General features: G+C 63.6%; 14 protein-coding genes. 4 read left to right on the plus strand and 10 right to left on the minus strand.

Features of this window, described 5'->3' with window-relative positions:
- Positions 1-13: 13 nt before the first annotated feature.
- From V1292_RS02095 to V1292_RS02110, 4 genes are all read left to right on the plus strand, one after another.
- On the plus strand, positions 14-964 hold the full coding sequence (locus V1292_RS02095; protein WP_334370094.1) for a heme/hemin ABC transporter substrate-binding protein: 951 nt from the start codon (positions 14-16) through the stop codon (positions 962-964).
- Positions 961-2,052 (plus strand): FecCD family ABC transporter permease, encoded by a 1,092-nt coding sequence (locus V1292_RS02100; RefSeq protein WP_334370095.1) that lies wholly within the window; start codon positions 961-963, stop codon positions 2,050-2,052. Before V1292_RS02095 ends, V1292_RS02100 begins: the two co-directional genes overlap by 4 nt.
- Entirely contained in the window at positions 2,049-2,849 is an 801-nt protein-coding gene (locus V1292_RS02105) for a heme ABC transporter ATP-binding protein (protein ID WP_334370096.1), read from the plus strand. Before V1292_RS02100 ends, V1292_RS02105 begins: the two co-directional genes overlap by 4 nt.
- Positions 2,850-2,963: 114 nt before the next feature.
- Complete coding sequence (locus tag V1292_RS02110) at positions 2,964-4,316, plus strand: esterase-like activity of phytase family protein (RefSeq protein WP_334370097.1); 1,353 nt, start codon at positions 2,964-2,966, stop codon at positions 4,314-4,316.
- 152 nt (positions 4,317-4,468) lie between these two features.
- On the opposite strand, the gene V1292_RS02115 is transcribed toward V1292_RS02110, so the two are convergent.
- From V1292_RS02115 to glmM, 10 genes are all read right to left on the minus strand, one after another.
- Positions 4,469-6,127, minus strand: a complete 1,659-nt coding sequence (locus V1292_RS02115; RefSeq protein ID WP_334370098.1) for a mucoidy inhibitor MuiA family protein — start codon at positions 6,125-6,127, stop codon at positions 4,469-4,471.
- A gap of 158 nt (positions 6,128-6,285) precedes the next feature.
- Positions 6,286-7,875, minus strand: coding sequence for a phosphoglycerate dehydrogenase (serA, locus tag V1292_RS02120; RefSeq protein WP_334370099.1), 1,590 nt, complete (start codon positions 7,873-7,875; stop codon positions 6,286-6,288).
- Between the two features lie 168 nt (positions 7,876-8,043).
- Positions 8,044-9,216, minus strand: a complete 1,173-nt coding sequence (locus V1292_RS02125) for a phosphoserine transaminase (protein WP_334370100.1) — start codon at positions 9,214-9,216, stop codon at positions 8,044-8,046.
- A gap of 79 nt (positions 9,217-9,295) precedes the next feature.
- On the minus strand, positions 9,296-9,490 hold the full coding sequence (locus V1292_RS02130; RefSeq protein WP_334370101.1) for a hypothetical protein: 195 nt from the start codon (positions 9,488-9,490) through the stop codon (positions 9,296-9,298).
- A 176-nt stretch (positions 9,491-9,666) separates the two neighbouring features.
- Positions 9,667-10,137 (minus strand): GNAT family N-acetyltransferase, encoded by a 471-nt coding sequence (locus V1292_RS02135; protein ID WP_334370102.1) that lies wholly within the window; start codon positions 10,135-10,137, stop codon positions 9,667-9,669.
- 17 nt (positions 10,138-10,154) lie between these two features.
- Positions 10,155-10,745 (minus strand): glutathione S-transferase family protein, encoded by a 591-nt coding sequence (locus tag V1292_RS02140; protein WP_334370103.1) that lies wholly within the window; start codon positions 10,743-10,745, stop codon positions 10,155-10,157.
- A gap of 81 nt (positions 10,746-10,826) precedes the next feature.
- Positions 10,827-11,648 (minus strand): outer membrane protein, encoded by an 822-nt coding sequence (locus tag V1292_RS02145; RefSeq protein WP_334370104.1) that lies wholly within the window; start codon positions 11,646-11,648, stop codon positions 10,827-10,829.
- A 213-nt stretch (positions 11,649-11,861) separates the two neighbouring features.
- Complete coding sequence (locus tag V1292_RS02150; RefSeq protein ID WP_334370105.1) at positions 11,862-12,692, minus strand: outer membrane protein; 831 nt, start codon at positions 12,690-12,692, stop codon at positions 11,862-11,864.
- Positions 12,693-12,978: 286 nt separating this feature from the next.
- The gene (locus tag V1292_RS02155) at positions 12,979-14,238 is read right to left on the minus strand and encodes an MFS transporter (protein ID WP_334370106.1); all 1,260 of its coding nucleotides are present in this window, start codon (positions 14,236-14,238) and stop codon (positions 12,979-12,981) included.
- A 145-nt stretch (positions 14,239-14,383) separates the two neighbouring features.
- Positions 14,384-15,730 (minus strand): phosphoglucosamine mutase, encoded by a 1,347-nt coding sequence (glmM, locus tag V1292_RS02160; RefSeq protein ID WP_334376914.1) that lies wholly within the window; start codon positions 15,728-15,730, stop codon positions 14,384-14,386.
- Positions 15,731-15,884 lie beyond the last annotated feature (154 nt).

Raw genomic sequence — 15,884 nt, forward strand, 5'->3', positions numbered from 1 at the left:
TGGTGAACCGGAAATGACAGTTTGTCGCACGCTCGCAGTGTCGGCCGCCGCGGGCTGCTTCCTGCTCGGCGGCGTCGCGCTCGCTGCGGGCGTTACGGTGCATGATGCCCGTAATCGCGACGTCACGATCGCAGACCCCGCGCGGATCGTCTCGATCGGCGGCGCGATCACGGAAATTCTCTATGCGCTCGGTTTCGAGGACCGTCTCGTCGGCGTCGACTCGACCAGCCTCTATCCGGCCGCGGCGCGCGAGAAACCCGATGTCGGCTACATGCGCCAGCTTTCGGCCGAGGGCGTGCTCGGGCTCAACCCCTCCCTGGTGCTGGCGGCGCAAGGGTCCGGGCCGAAGGAAACCATCGACGTCCTGGAGGCCGCCAAGGTGCCGCTGGTGCTGGTGCCGGACACGTTCTCGGAAGCAGGCCTGCTCGACAAGATTAAGCTGGTTGGCCACGCCATGGACGCGGACAAGCGGGCCGAATGCCTGACCGCGGCGGTGTCGGACGATCTGGCGCAACTGCGCGAGCTGCGCGCCAAGGTAACGAAGCCAGTGCGCGTGATGTTCGTGATGTCGCTGTTGAACGGCCGGGCGATGGCCGCCGGAAAGAACACCGCGGCGAACGAGATCATCGCGCTGGCCGGCGGCGTCAACGCCATTCACGGCTATGACGGCTACAAGATCATCAATGACGAGGCGATCGTCGCGGCGAAGCCCGACGTAGTGCTCTCGATCCAGCGCGGCAAGGATTCGGTGGTCGCGGAGACGGTGTATCTTCATCCGGCCTTCGCGCTGACCCCCGTTGCGGCCAACAAGGCCTTCATCTCGATGGAAGGCCTTTATCTGCTCGGCTTCGGGCCGCGCACGGCGGCCGCCGCCCGCGACCTCTCGATCAAGCTCTATCCGGCGCTGGCGCCGCAGGCCGAGAAATTCAAGCCTGCGGCACTCAACGCCGACTGCCGGAAATGACCGTTCTGACCGAGGGTAGCGCCAAGCGCCGCAGCGGATACGCGTTGCGCCCTCCCGCCTCACTGACCCTCATCTGCCTGTTCGCCGCGCTGGCCGGCGCAGCGCTGATCGCGCTGACGGTAGGCGCTGCCGGAATTCCGCTGGCGCGGCTGCCGGCCGCACTCGGCCTGTGGGGTGACGCTGGGGCCGGTCCAAGCCTCGCGCGCGACCAGCTCGTGCTGTGGTCGATCCGGATTCCACGGATCGGCGCGGCCGCGATGATCGGCGCGCTGCTCGCGGCATCGGGCGCCATCATGCAGGGGCTGTTTCGCAACCCCCTCGCCGACCCCGCACTGGTCGGCGTTTCCTCCGGCGGCGCGCTGGCGGCGGCGGCTGCGATCGTCTTCACCGACAGCCAGATCGGTCAGAACTTCCGCTTCATGCAGCATCAGTTGCTGCCGATCGCGGCCTTCGCCGGTTCGCTCGCGACCACCGTCATCCTTTATTCGATCGCAAGCCGCTCCGGGCGGACGTCGATCGCGATTTTCCTGCTGGCCGGCATTGCCATTGCCGCCATCGCCAATGCCGGCATCGGGCTCCTCGTGTTCGTCGCCGACGATCGCCAGTTGCGCGACATCACGTTCTGGCTATTGGGCTCGCTGAGCGGCGCGACCTGGCCCAAGCTCGCCACGCTGGCGCCGGTGCTGGGGTGCGCCGCTATCGCCTGCCTCTCGATTGCGCGTGGGCTCGACGTGCTGGTGCTCGGCGAGGCCGAGGCGTTCCATAGCGGCGTCGACGTCGAACGGCTGAAGCGGATTTCGATCATATTGGTGTCGGCGATGACGGGTGTGGCGGTTTCGGTCTGCGGCGTCGTCGGCTTTATCGGCATCGTGGTGCCACATCTGTTGCGGCTGGTGATCGGGCCGGCGCACCGGTTGCTGTTACCCGCTTCCATGCTGCTGGGCGCGGTGCTGCTGGTGGGCGCCGATACGCTGGCCCGCACCATCGTCGCGCCCGCGGAAATGCCGATCGGCATCCTGACGGCTGCGATCGGCGCGCCATTCTTTCTGGCGATGCTGCTCCGCCAGCGCGGGCTGGTTTCGCTATGACCGCCATTCTCGAAGCGCAGTCGGCTTCAATGGTCGTTGGCGGCGCCACGCTGGTCGATGGCATTGATCTTTGCGTCGCTCCCGGCGAGATGGTCGCGATCGTCGGCCCCAACGGCGCCGGCAAATCGACGCTGCTGCGAATGCTGTCCGGCGATCTGCGCCCGACGCGCGGCCAGATCAGGCTGAAGCAGCGCGACATTCAAAGCTATCCGCCGCGCCTTCTCGCTCTCCACCGCGCGATGCTGTCGCAGCATGTCAACGTCACCTTCCCGTTCACGGTCGAGGAGATCGTTCATATGGGTGCGGGTGATGCCGGCCGCGCCGCGGCGCAACGGCTGGTCGATGCGGCGCTCGGCGAGGTCGATCTGGCGCATTTCAGCCAACGGCAATTGCCGACGCTCTCGGGCGGCGAACAGCAGCGCGCGCATTTCGCCCGCGTGCTGGTGCAACTCGCCTGCGGCGAGGCGCAGCATGGGCCGGGCCTCTTGCTGCTGGACGAGCCGACCTCGAGCCTCGACATGCGCCACCAGATCGACCTGGTGGAAACCGCAAAGCGGCGCGCGCAGAACGGCACGGCCGTCATCGCCGTGCTGCATGACCTCAATCTCGCCATGCGCTTCGCCGACCGCATCGTGCTCTTGCATCGGGGTAAGCTCGCCGTCGATGGCGGCCGCAGCGATGCGATCACGGCCGAGACCATCCGCCGGATTTTTGAGGTCGATGTGAAGATCGACTATACTGACGCCGGCGTGCCGTTCCTGCTGCCGCAAACCATGCGGCCGGCTGCAGCGCAGTAACACCTAGACCTCAGCCTTATCCAACGCCGTTACGCGGCTTTCACAAAACTGTCAGCCGGCTGTAACAGCCGCTGCGCAAGACACACCGCATCGCTATTCAACAGGAGATCCGCCATGCGCGTGTCATTGCTCTGCTCCGTCGCGTCCATGTTTCTGGCCGGCGCCGCCTTCGCCCAAGGTGAAGGCGAGTTTCCCGCCACGCTGAAGGGCCACGCCGTGCTGCCGGCGCAGACCTTTATCGATGCGCCCGCTGATGCGCCTGACGATCTCAAGACATCAGGCAAATACACCACCGGCCGCCGCGTCGACGCCGCGGGCACCGTGATGGGCAAGTCCTACGAACGCCCGACCGGCGTTTCGCTGCCGTTCAAGGGCCAGCCGCTGCAGGGCCATTCCGGCATCAAGGTGATGGCTGACGGCTCGTTCTGGGTGCTTACCGACAACGGCATGGGCTCGCGCTACAACTCGGCCGACTCGATGCTCTATCTGAACCGGCACAAGATCGACTGGGCGAGCGGCAAGATCGAGCGACAGGAAACCGTCTTCCTGCACGATCCCGACAAGAAGGTGCCGTTCCGCATCCTGCATGAGGACACCGCCAAGCGCTATCTCACCGGCGCGGATTTCGACACCGAAGGTTTTCAGATCATCGGAGACACCTTCTGGATCGGCGACGAGTTCGGGCCCTATGTGCTGAAGGCCGACAAGACCGGCAAGGTCCTGGCGGTGTTCGAAACGACCGCCGACGGCAAGCCGGTGCGCTCGCCCGATCACTGGTCGGTGCAGTCGCCTGCAGCTCCAGGCGCCAGCTACACCACCGTCAACCTCCGCCGCTCCAAGGGCTATGAAGGTTTTGCCGGCTCGAAGGACGGCAAGTTCCTCTATGGCCTGCTCGAGGGCCCGCTGTGGAATGCCGAGAAGAAGGACTTTGAGAAGGTCGACGGCAAGGAAGCCGCGCGGATCCTCGAATTCGACGCCGCGGCCGAAAAATTCACCGGCCGCTATTGGCACTACGTGTTCGAGCAGAACGGCCACGCCATCGGCGATTTCAACATGATCGACGGATCGCAGGGTCTGATCATCGAACGCGACAATGGCGAAGGCACCGCCGACAAGGCCTGCCCGGCCGGCCAGCGCGGCGAGAACTGTTTTGCGGACCTCGCCAAATTCAAGCGCGTCTACAAGATCGAGCTCTCCGACGCCAATGTCGGCAAGCCGGTGCGCAAGATCGCCTATATCGACCTGATGAAGATCAAGGATCCCGACAAGAAGGCGCGCAAACCGCTCAATGACGGCGTGCTGACCTTTCCGTTCTTCACCATCGAGAACGTCGAGCGCGTCGACGAGACGCATATCATCGTCGGCAACGACAACAATCTGCCGTTCTCGTCGAGCCGCGATCCCAACAAGGCCGACGACAACGAGTTCGTGCTGCTGGAGGTGGGGGAATTCTTGAAGGCGAAGTGATTCTATCGTCTCAGCCGCTCTACCCGTCGTCGCCCGGCTTGACCGGGCGATCCAGTACGCCGCGGCGCCTATCGTGTGTACATTCTGGCGCTGCGGAGTACTGGATGCCCCGCCTTCGCGGGGCATGACGGAGAAGATGATCGGTTAACGCCTCACCCCGCAGGCACCATCACCACGCCCTTGTCCTTGGGCCAGCGTATGCGCCACGCGAAGTTGATATCCCTCACCTCGCCCGGCTTGGCCTCGAACGCCCATTCCAGCACGCCGCGCTTGTCGCGGAGGTTGCTTGCCGTCGGCGGCGTCGTGGACGACAGCATCTCGACCTGGATTTCCTCGTTCTCGCTGACCGGCAACTGATCCTCTATCGCGATCCGGATCGGGAAATCATGGCCGTTGCGCACGGTGGTCTTGAACGCGCGCTCGTCGGTCTTCGACGTCGTCACGATCAGGCCGGCCGATCCCTCGTTGCGCTTGAGAACCGCGCGTTCGATCTTGATCTTGTCGTCGGCGCCGAAGCCGAGCCGCACGGTCTCGTCCTTGGCCGCGGCGGCCATATGGCCACGGCCGACGAACACGCCGTCGCGGTAGATCGAGACTCGGCCGGGCAATAGCGGCGCGTCCTCGTTCTGCTTGAAGTTCGCCTCGAGGAACGCGGTCGGGTCTTTCACCGGGGCGGCGCGGACCGCGAGATCAGGCGCGAGCGTTACGCTAGAGACGCGTAGGCTCTTGGCGCCTTCGCTGGCACCGAGGCTGACGCGGCCGGGAATTTTGAACACCACCTGGAAGCCGCTGACATCAGCCGTGGCCTGCTGTTCGTCGGCACGTTCGGCGAGGGATTCCGCCACCTTCGCGGCAGGCGCTGGCACCGAGCGGAACCTGTTATCTATCGCACCGCTGACGGACGCCCGAGGCCGCGGCGGTTGCGGATACTGCACGATCAGCGGATTGAGTTCGAGCGCGCTGCCGCCGCGCGCCGTGCGCACGGTGGAGACGCTGAGCGCGACGTTCGACCAATCCTCTCCGGTGGCCTGCGTGATTTCGGCGCGGCGCACCAGTTCGAGCGCGGGCTTGCGGTCTTTCGCGCCGGTATCGAGACGGGCATCATAGAGCGGCGTCCAGCGCGCGCTGCGCACCGCATAGGTCACCCGCAGCGTCGCCTTGGTCGCGGCAGCCGCCGCGAGCTCGATCCGCACCTCCAGCTTGTTCGGCGGCTTCTGCGCCTTGTCCTGCTCGAGGCGCGCGATTTCGCGGTCGAGGTCGCGCTGCTTGCGTTCGGCATCGCGGATCGTGGCCTCGGTGCTGGCGACTTCTTCGCCAACCGCGGCAAAGGCCGCGCGCCATTCGGATATCGGCCGCGCCTCGCCCTTGTCGCCGATCCCGACCGGCGCGATATCCGCAAATCGCTCGGCGAACTTGCGCCGCGCTCTCGCCGCATCGATCGCGCCCTGCAAATTGACCCGCTCGTCCTTCAGCGCCTCGATGCGCTTGTCGAGTTCGGGCAAATTGACTGGCGGTGCCGCGCGCGGCGGCTTGGCGTCGATCGCGCCAATCGTGAGCTTTGCGCCGGCCTCACCCTCGACCCGCAGCGACGTGGGGTCGAGCGTGAGCGGAAAATCCTTGAGAACAGCGGAATTCTCGCCGGCCGGCAGATCGAGCGTGACGAGGCGCGTCACGCTGGCGCCGTCGGGATAGACGGTGACGGCATCCACCGCCGAGCTCGCGGCGATGTCGGCGGCCTGCGCCTCACCGGCGGCAAGCGCCGTCAGAACGACGAGGCTCGTCGTCAAAAAGCTGTTCGCAATCAATCGCATGGATACCCTCCTGAACCGCCCGCCGGATGGCGGCGGACAAACAACGCCCACCACTCCCGGTCATGAGACGCGGCGAGGAAGGAATCGGTTCGATCGGGATTTTCGCCGCGGCAGCACCGCAGCGAAGGACCTTCCCCGGAAGGAAGGGGATGCGCGTTTTAAAACGCCAACGCCTTGGCCTGCTTCACCTGCGGCAGTGCCTGCACCTTGGCAAGTACGTCGGCCGGCACGGGACCGTCGATCTCGACCAGCGCGATGGCGTCGCCGCCCTGCTTGACGCGGCCGAGATGGAAGGTGGCGATGTTGATCTTGGCGTCGCCGAGCAGGCTGGCGAAGCTGCCGATGAAGCCGGGCTTGTCTTCGTTGGTGACATAGATCATCGACTTGCCGAACTCAGCGTCGACGCGGATGCCCTTGATGTCGACCAGCCGCGGCTTGCCGTCGTGATAGACGGTGCCGGAGACGGAACGCTCCTGCCGTTCGGTGGTGACGGTCACCGTGATCAGGCTTTCGTAGTCGCTCTGCGCCGCGCGCACGATCTCGTCGACCACCATGCCGCGCTCCTTCGCGACGACCGGCGCGGAGACCACGTTGACCTCGCCCAGCATCGGGCGCAGCAGGCCCGACAGCACCGCAGAGGTGATCGCCTTGATCTTCATCTCGGCGACGTGTCCCTCATAGGTGATCTCCGTCTTCAGGATGCCGCTCTCGGTGAGCTGGCCCGCGAACGAGCCGAGCTTTTCGGCGAGCTCGATGAACGGCTTCAGCTTCGGCGCTTCCTCCGCCGTGATCGAGGGGAAGTTCACCGCGTTCGAGATCGCGCCGGTGAGAAGATAGTCCGACATCTGCTCGGCGACCTGCAGCGCGACGTTCTCCTGCGCTTCCGTGGTGGAGGCGCCAAGATGCGGCGTACAGATCACGTTGGGATGGCCGAACAGCACGTTCTTGGTGGCGGGCTCCTCGACGAAGACGTCGAAGGCGGCGCCGGCGACATGCTTGGAATTCAGCGCATCGAGCAACGCCTGCTCGTCGACCAAACCGCCGCGCGCGCAATTGATAATGCGGACGCCCTTCTTCATCTTGGCGAGCGCCGCCGCGTCGATGATGTTCCTGGTCTTCTCGGTCAGCGGCGTGTGTAGCGTGATGAAGTCGGCGCGCTTGAACAATTCGTCGAGCTCGACCTTCTCGACGCCGATATCCTTGGCGCGCTCCGGCGACAGGAACGGATCGAACGCGACCACCTTCATGCGCAGCCCCAGCGCGCGGTCGGCGGCGATCGAGCCGATATTGCCGCAGCCGACCACCCCTAAGGTCTTGCCGGTGATCTCGACGCCCATGAAGCGGTTCTTCTCCCACTTGCCGGCCTGCGTCGAGGCGTCGGCCTGCGGAATTTCACGCGCCAGCGCCAGCATCAAAGTGATCGCGTGTTCAGCGGTGGTGATGGAATTGCCGAACGGCGTGTTCATCACGATGATGCCCTTGGCGGTCGCCGCGGGAATTTCGACGTTGTCGACGCCGATGCCGGCGCGGCCGATCACTTTCAGCTTCTTCGCCTTGTCGATGATCTTCGCGGTCGCCTTCGTCGCCGAGCGGATCGCCAGGCCATCGTAGTTGCCGATGATTTCGGCGAGCTTGTCCTTGTCCTTGCCGAGATTGGGCTGGAAGTCGACCTCGACGCCGCGATCCTTGAAGATCTGGACGGCGGCGGGAGATAGCGCGTCGGAAATGAGAACTTTGGGTTTGGACATTGCGGTGTTTCCTTCACACCTTCCCCTGGAGGGGGAAGGTCGGCGCGAAGCGCCGGGATGGGGTGAAACTGTCGATGCGAATTCTGCGTGCGTCGGGTGCGGAGAGATCACCCCGCCCCGCCGCACCTACGCTGCGTCGACCCTCCCCCTCCAGGGGAGGGTCGAGCATCAAGCCGCCTTCGGCAGCGCGGCCTTGGTCTCGGCAAACGCCCAGTCGATCCACTGCGTCAGCAGCGCGACGTCGGAGGCTTCTACCGTGGCGCCGCACCAGATCCGCAGGCCCGCGGGCGCATCGCGGTAATAGGCGAAGTCGTAACCGGCGGCTTCCTTCTCCACCAGCGCAACCAGCTTCTTGGAGAACTCGGCCTGCGCGTCGGCGGTCAGCGAGGTGATCGCGGGATCGATGAACTTCAGGCACACCGAGGTGTTGGAGCGGATCGACGCATCCTTGGCCAGGAAGTCGATCCACGGCGTTTTCGCCTTCCAGTCCGACAGCACCTTGGTGTTGGCGTCGGCGCGCGCGATCAGGGCCTTCAGGCCGCCGATCGATTTCGCCCAGTTCAAGGCATCGAGATAGTCCTCGACGCACAACATCGACGGCGTGTTGATGGTCTCGCCCTCGAAGATGCCCTGATTGAGCTTGCCGCCCTTGGTGAGGCGGAAAATCTTCGGCAGCGGCCAGGCCGGCTTGTAGGTCTCGAGCCGCTCCACCGCGCGCGGTGAGAGGATCAGCATGCCGTGCGCGGCCTCGCCGCCCAGCGCCTTCTGCCAGGAGAACGTCACTACATCGAGTTTTGCGAAATCGAGTGCTTGCGCAAACGCAGCCGACGTCGCGTCGCAAATCGTGAGGCCTTGGCGGTCCGCGCTGATCCAGTCGGCGTTCGGCACGCGCACGCCTGACGTCGTGCCGTTCCAGGTGAAGACGATGTCGGAAGCCTGATCGACCTTACTCAAATCGGGAAGATCGCCATAGCCGGCGTGCAGCTTGGTGACGTCCTTGAGCTTCAATTCCTTGACGATGTCGCTGACCCAGCCCTCGCCGAAGGATTCCCAGGCGATCGTGGTGACGGGGCGCGCACCGAGCAGCGACCACAACGCCATTTCGACCGCGCCGGTATCGGACGCCGGCACGATGCCGATCTTGTAGTCGGCCGGCACTTCCAGCACTTCGCGCGTCAATTCGATCGCGAGCTTGAGCCGCGCTTTACCGATCTTCGCGCGGTGCGAGCGGCCGAGGGCTGCGTCCTTGAGATTTTGGGGATTCCAGCCGGGGCGCTTGGCACAGGGGCCGGAGGAAAAATGCGGCACGTTCGGCCGCGAAGCGGGCTTCGCTACGGTCATGATCTATCCTTCCAGATAGTAAGCCTCCCGTTGGGGGGAGGTGTCCCGCCGCGGTCATTAGGGGAATCGGGCCCGATCGTCAAGAAGCTTCGGGTGCTTCACGCTCGATTGATGGCTGTTCGTCCTCTGAAGACTGCGGCCCTTGCTGCAGAAGTTCGGCTGCATCGGTGACCAGCTTGGCGGCCTCCCGCCGGCTCGATACCTTCAAAATACTGGTCTCCCCGGCCTGCACGACATATTCGCTTCCGATCCGGACAATCGAATATTTCTTCATTGGAAATCCCCAAAGCCGCCCAAGCCCCATGGGAGACGCCGGCATAGCGGAGACGCTCCTGTCCGTAAAATCACGGACGCACGCGTAGTTTATCGCTTGTTAACTGGATCGAACACCGACAACTACCTCAGGCATTGGTCGCAAATGCGCTTCAACCGCAGGCGAAGTCAGAGAAGTCAGAATCGCAACGTCATGCCGACATGGCTGCGCGCAAAACCCAAGCGCTCGTAAAACCGCTGCGCATCGACGCGGGTGTGATGCGTCAGCAATTCGACCAGTTTGCATTCCCTCGCGCGCGCTTCCACAACCGCCCACTGCACCATCTGCTCGCCGATGCCGCGGCTGCGGCAGTGGCTGGCGACGCGGACATCCTCGATCAGGCCGCGCGAAGCGCCCTGCGAGCTCAGCCCCGGCAGAATGCATAGCTGCAGGCAACCGACCACAGCGGCCTCGCCGTCCTCGGCGACGACGAGAAAGATGTTCGGATCGTGCTGCAGCCGTTCAAAGGCCGTGAAATAGGATTGGGGCAGTGGATCTTCGATCCGCTCGCGCGCGCCGCCGAGCGGATCGTCCGCCAGCATGGCGATGATGGCGCCGACGTCCTCGCGGCGCGCGGGGCGGATAGTGATCCTCGCAATCTCAGCCATGATGCATTCCGGTGAAGTCAGCGCGCCGGCGCAAGGGCGAGAAATTTCTCGGTCTCGCCGATCCAGCGGCGCACCGCGGCGTAGCCGTCGAGATGGAAGCCGCCTTCGTGCGCCACGCGGGTATAGGCCAATAGCGATATGTCGGCGAGCGTGACGGCGTCGCCGACCAGGAACGGCGTCAGCGCAAGCTGATGCTCCATCCGCGCCAGCGCCGCATAGCCGCGCTTGACCTTTTCAGGGTCGAGATCGGAGGCCGGCTTCTTCAGGTAGAACATCTGGAAGCGGCAGACGGCGATGTAGGGCTCGTGGCTGTATTGTTCCCAGAACAGCCACTCGTCCATCTTCGCTTCCGCGAACGCAGCTTGCGGAATGAGACGAGAACCGCGGGCGAGATAGCGGATGATGGCGTTGGATTGCGCCAGCGCGCGGCCGTCGTCGAGTTCGATCGTCGGCACCTGGCCGGCGCCGTTGAGCTTGAGGAAGTCCGCGGTCCGCGTCTCGCCCTTGAGCGTATCGACCGCTATCCAGGTGTAGGGCAGCGCGAGAAGATCGCACACCCACTTCACCTTCAGGCAGTTGCCGGAATTGGTATCGCCGTAGACCTTCATGCGCCGCCCTCGTTGGGGCGGCAGTGCAACAGGCGGCAGCAATTCTGTCAACGGTGCCGGACCGGCGCCGCCGTGACGGGATCAGAATTTGTAGCCGAGGCCGGCGCGGACCGTGTTGATGCTGGTGTCAATCGAAGAGGCAAAGCGCACGTATTCCCATTCCGCGCGCAGGAACAGGCCCGATATCAGCATCACTTCGGTGCCGATGCCGAACGAGTAGCCGTAGATCAAGTGGCTATACTGGCCGTCGGTAGCGCTGACATCGAACGGTACGTTCTGGAATCCCGGCGCGGCGGCCGGATTGACCTGATTTCCGAAAACACGGGCGGTACGAATGATATCGGCCTGCCCCAGCGCGATGCCGGCAAACATATAAGGCAGGAACGAACCATACGCGTAAGCGCCGCGGACGCGAAGCGTTCCCATGTCGGAAATATTCATCCGCGCAGTCCCTTCATAGGTGGCGCCAACCGTATATCCGGAAGGAAGCGTGAAGAACCGCGACATGCTGCCGGTCTGCGAGCCGCCGAACTTGCCGTGCGTGTAATTCAGTTCAACGCCTACGACGACGTCGGTCCACTGGAAGTTGTAGCCGACGAATCCGCCGAACCCCTCTCCGTGGGCCGAAACTTTTCCCATGATCGGCCACTCCGATATTCGCTGGACGTTCTCCATCTCCGTGCCGTCCAAGAGGCGCGCCGCGATGGTCCTCGTTGAATTCGCAAAATTCATGTTGGAAGTGCCATAGGCGGCATGTCCACCGATGTAGCCGCCTTGCCAATTCACCGTGCTGCTAGGCCCCTCGATGAAACTGCCGCGTAGGGACGGAAAGTCCGGCATATCGGCCGCCCGCGCACCGCTTACTGCTCCACACATTGCCGCCACCAGCAAAAAACGACGCATCGCAACGCTCCATCGGAAAACTCTGAACTTGGCGCTGATCATCGCCTGTTAACCTTAACCAATGGTTGTTGCGCCTTCCGATTGGCGCAATCTTGCCGAAAAGCAGGCAAACATTTTTCGCAGTTGCAGCTCTGCATCGCGATCCGTCAAAAGCAAAACGGCGCGGGAAGAGCTCCCGCGCCGTTTGCAAATGTTAACGAACGAAGGTCGCGATTAACCTTTGCGGATCAGCGGCGGCGGCGCGTAGACCTCCGGGCTGGTGAGATCCCAGCGCACGCCGAGCTTCACGTCATGCGAGGTGATGTCCTTGATCTTGATCGACGATGCACCTGAGATGCTGTTGTCGAACGCACGGTAGTTGCCGGGGGCTGCATCGCCGAGATTCATGTAGCTGTAGGCGAGTTCGACGGTAAACGCTGGACTGACCTTATAGGCAAGACCGGCATGGGCCGCCCAGGCCAAATTCCACTTCCCATTGTCGGCGAAGTAAGTAACGCTGTTGGACAGGACGCCTGCGGTGTAGCGAACGCCGTCGTCGCGGAAGCCGCTGAGCTTGTTGTACGACCCACCGACACCGGCGCCGATGAATGGCGTGATGCACCACCAGGTTCCGAGGTCGACATAGGCATTCGCCATGACAACCCACTCGGATTTGCTGCCGGTGTAGTTGTTGACTCCGATGTCGTCGGGCCCAAGGACGACTGTGTCCGAGCCGTGGAGGTTGGCGCGACCGCGGTACTGGCCGATCACGTCCGCACGGAACCAGTTGTTGAAGCGATAGCCGACACCGAGGTCGAACAGCATCGAGCTGTCGAAGCCGAGACCCACGGTCGTCGTTGGGAAGGTCTGCGCAGTCAAGCTGTCGATTCTCTTCGCGCTCTGATTGGTCATGCCGATATCGCCGCGCAGATACCAGCCGCCGAAATCCTCGACCACCGGGGCCGGAGCATAAGGAGGCGGCGCAATCGCCATGTCGGCGGCAAACGCCGCCTGGGACAATAAAGTGGCCGCACCGGCGGCAATGAAAGACTTAACGCTACGCATGGGCTCGTCCTTTTGTCCGGTGAGGCTGACTGCAAAGGGGCCTCACTTCAAAAACTCACGGACGGACGATGGCATTAAATGCTTAAGCGGCGCTTAACCCTAATTTTTAAGGTTGACAATCTCTGACTTTCTTCGCGGCGATGTTTGCGACGCGAGTTTCGATGCATTTGCAACACGACAAGCGACAGCGTCATACATCCTAACGATGTATTGAGAATCGGCGTGTTGCCGCGCCGTTAAGACTTTGTTGATGCGGCGAGCTACGCCCTCGCCTCGCGATAATTCGTCAGCGCGCGTGCTGCGGCATCTTCGGCAGGAACACCGCGAGCAGACCGAGCGCCGGCAGGAATGCGCAGAGGTGATAGACGAAGGCGATGCCTGTGTGATCGGCAAGCTTGCCGAGCACCGCCGCGCCCAGTCCACCGATGCCGAAGGCGACGCCGAAGAACACGCCGGAGATCATCCCGAAGCGATGCGGCATCAGCTCCTGCGCGAACACGATGATCGACGACGTCGCCGATGAGATAATCAGGCCGATCAACACCGTCAGCACCGCGCTGCCGACGAGGCCGGCATAGGGCAGCGCCAGCGTGAACGGCAGCGCGCCGAGGATCGAGAACCAGATGACGTATTTGCGCCCGAAGCGATCGCCGAGCGGCCCGCCGAAAAATGCGCCCACCGCATTGGCGGCAAGAAACAGGAAGAGATAGAGCTGGGCTGCCTGCGTCGATACCTGAAACTTTTCGATCAGATAGAAGATGTAGTAGCTCGACAGGCTCGATACGTAGAGCTGCTTCGAAAACAACAGCGCAACCAGCACCGCGAGCGCGATTCTGACGCGCCGGGAATCCGGCAAGTCCGGATGACGTTCCACCACAGCCGATTTCTTCGTCGTGATCTGCGGCTTGTACCAAACGCCGATCCGCCACAGGATCACGATCGCCAGAAACGCGATCGACGAGAACCAGGCGATCGAGGGCTGGCCGAACGGTACCACGATCAGCGCGGCCAGCACCGGTCCCATCGACGTGCCGAAACTGCCGCCGAGCTGAAACACCGATTGCGCGAAGCCGTAGCGCCCGCCGGAAGCCAGGCGCGCGATCCGCGCCGACTCCGGATGAAACACCGCCGAGCCAAGCCCGACCAGCGCTGCCGCGATCAGGATGATCGGATAAAGATGCGCGACGCTGAGCAGCAGCAAGCCGAAAAACGTAAAGCCCATGCCGATCGCGAGCGAGAACGGCTGCGCCTTCTTGTCGGTGAAGTGCCCGACGACGGGCTGCAGCAGCGACGCGGTGAACTGGAACGCCAGCGTGATCATGCCGATCTGCGCATAGTCGAGCGCGTAGGCGTCCTTCAAGATCGGATAGACCGAGGCGATCAACGACTGCATGGTGTCGTTGAGGAAATGCGAGAAGCTGATGCCGGCGAGCACAATGTAAGCCGGCCCTGCCACGGCCGCTTTCGCAGCGAGCCCCGGCGCCGCGTCCGACACGACCACCGGCGCGGTCGCGGTTTCCTCCGTTACGATGACGGGCTTGTTCAACGGCGCATTCCCGAAATGGATTCGTGGACGCAATGCCGCCTTTTACGCCGCACGCCCGGTTGCGACCAGCAGCAATAGCCGATAGCTGCGATGCGCTCCTGCGCACCGCCGATCAGCAATCGCGCGTCCTCTGGATAAAGCGTGCTTATGCCGCCGCGGCGTGGCCGAGCGCGTTGACGATCTGGTCGACGACTTCCTCGACCAGGAGGCGGTCGTCGCCCTCGCCCATCACGCGGATCACAGGCTCGGTGCCGGACGAACGGACCAGCAGCCGGCCGTGGCCGTTGAGGCGATTCTCGCCGTCCAAGATCGCCGATTTCACCTCGGCGTGGTCAAGCGGCTTGCCGGAGCGATAGCGCACGTTCTTCAAGATCTGCGGCAGCGGGTCGAAGCGATGGCAGACCTCCGACACCGGGCGGCGAAGCTTTTGAACCACGGCCAGCACCTGCAGCGCGGCGACGAATCCGTCGCCGGTCGTGGCGTAGTCGGAGAGAATGATATGACCTGAGGGTTCGCCGCCGAGATTGTAGCCCTGCGCGAGCATCTGCTCGAGCACGTAGCGGTCGCCGACCGGGGTACGCACCATGCCGAGCCCCTGCCCTTCAAGGAAGCGCTCGAGGCCGAGGTTGGACATTACGGTGGTGACGATGCCGGGCTTGGCGAGCCGGCCCTCTTCATTCCAGCTCTGCGCGATCACCGCGAGCAACTGGTCGCCGTCGACGACGTGGCCGCGCTCGTCGACCAGGATGACGCGATCGGCGTCGCCGTCGAGCGCAATGCCGATATCGGCGCGCATCTCGCGCACCTTCTTGGCAAGCGCCTCCGGTGAGGTCGAGCCGCATTCCTTGTTGATGTTGAAACCGTCAGGCTCGACGCCGATCGCGATGACGTCTGCGCCCAATTCCCACAGCGCTTCCGGCACCACCTTGTAGGCCGCGCCGTGCGCGCAATCGATCACGACGCGCAGGCCGTCGAGCGAGAGCTCGCGCGGCAACGTGCGCTTGGCGAATTCGATATAGCGGTCGTGGACGCCGTCGATGCGGCGGGCGCGCCCGAGGCTGGCACTCTGCGCCAAGCGACGGTCGATCGGCTCGTCGAGCAGTTGCTCGATCTGCTTCTCGACATCGTCGGACAGTTTGAAGCCCTGCGGACCGAACAGCTTGATGCCGTTGTCCTCGAACAGATTGTGCGACGCTGAAATCATCACGCCGAGATCGGCGCGCATCGACTTGGTCAGCATCGCGACCGCCGGCGTCGGCATCGGGCCGAGCAGCAGCACGTCCATGCCGACCGAGGTAAATCCGGCCACCATGGCGTATTCGATCATGTAGCCGGAGAGACGCGTATCCTTGCCGATGACGACGCGGTGGCGGTGATCGCCACGCTGAAACACCAGACCGGCCGCCTGCCCCACCTTGAGCGCGAGCTCCGGCGTGATCAGACCATTGGCGCGGCCCCGAATTCCGTCGGTACCGAAATATTTGCGGCTCATGTGACCCCCAGCCATTCCAGGTCTTCAGGCCATCACGGCCACGAATCCCGAACGCCTCCATCGTAGCGTGCTGGGGGTTATAATCCTTCGCCCGCTAAAATGGCTTCAAAAAATATGATGAATCATTACGGCCATTGGCGGCCAAAAGGCAATA

Origin of the sequence: Bradyrhizobium sp. AZCC 1719, from assembly GCF_036924525.1 — a bacterium.
GTDB lineage: Bacteria > Pseudomonadota > Alphaproteobacteria > Rhizobiales > Xanthobacteraceae > Bradyrhizobium.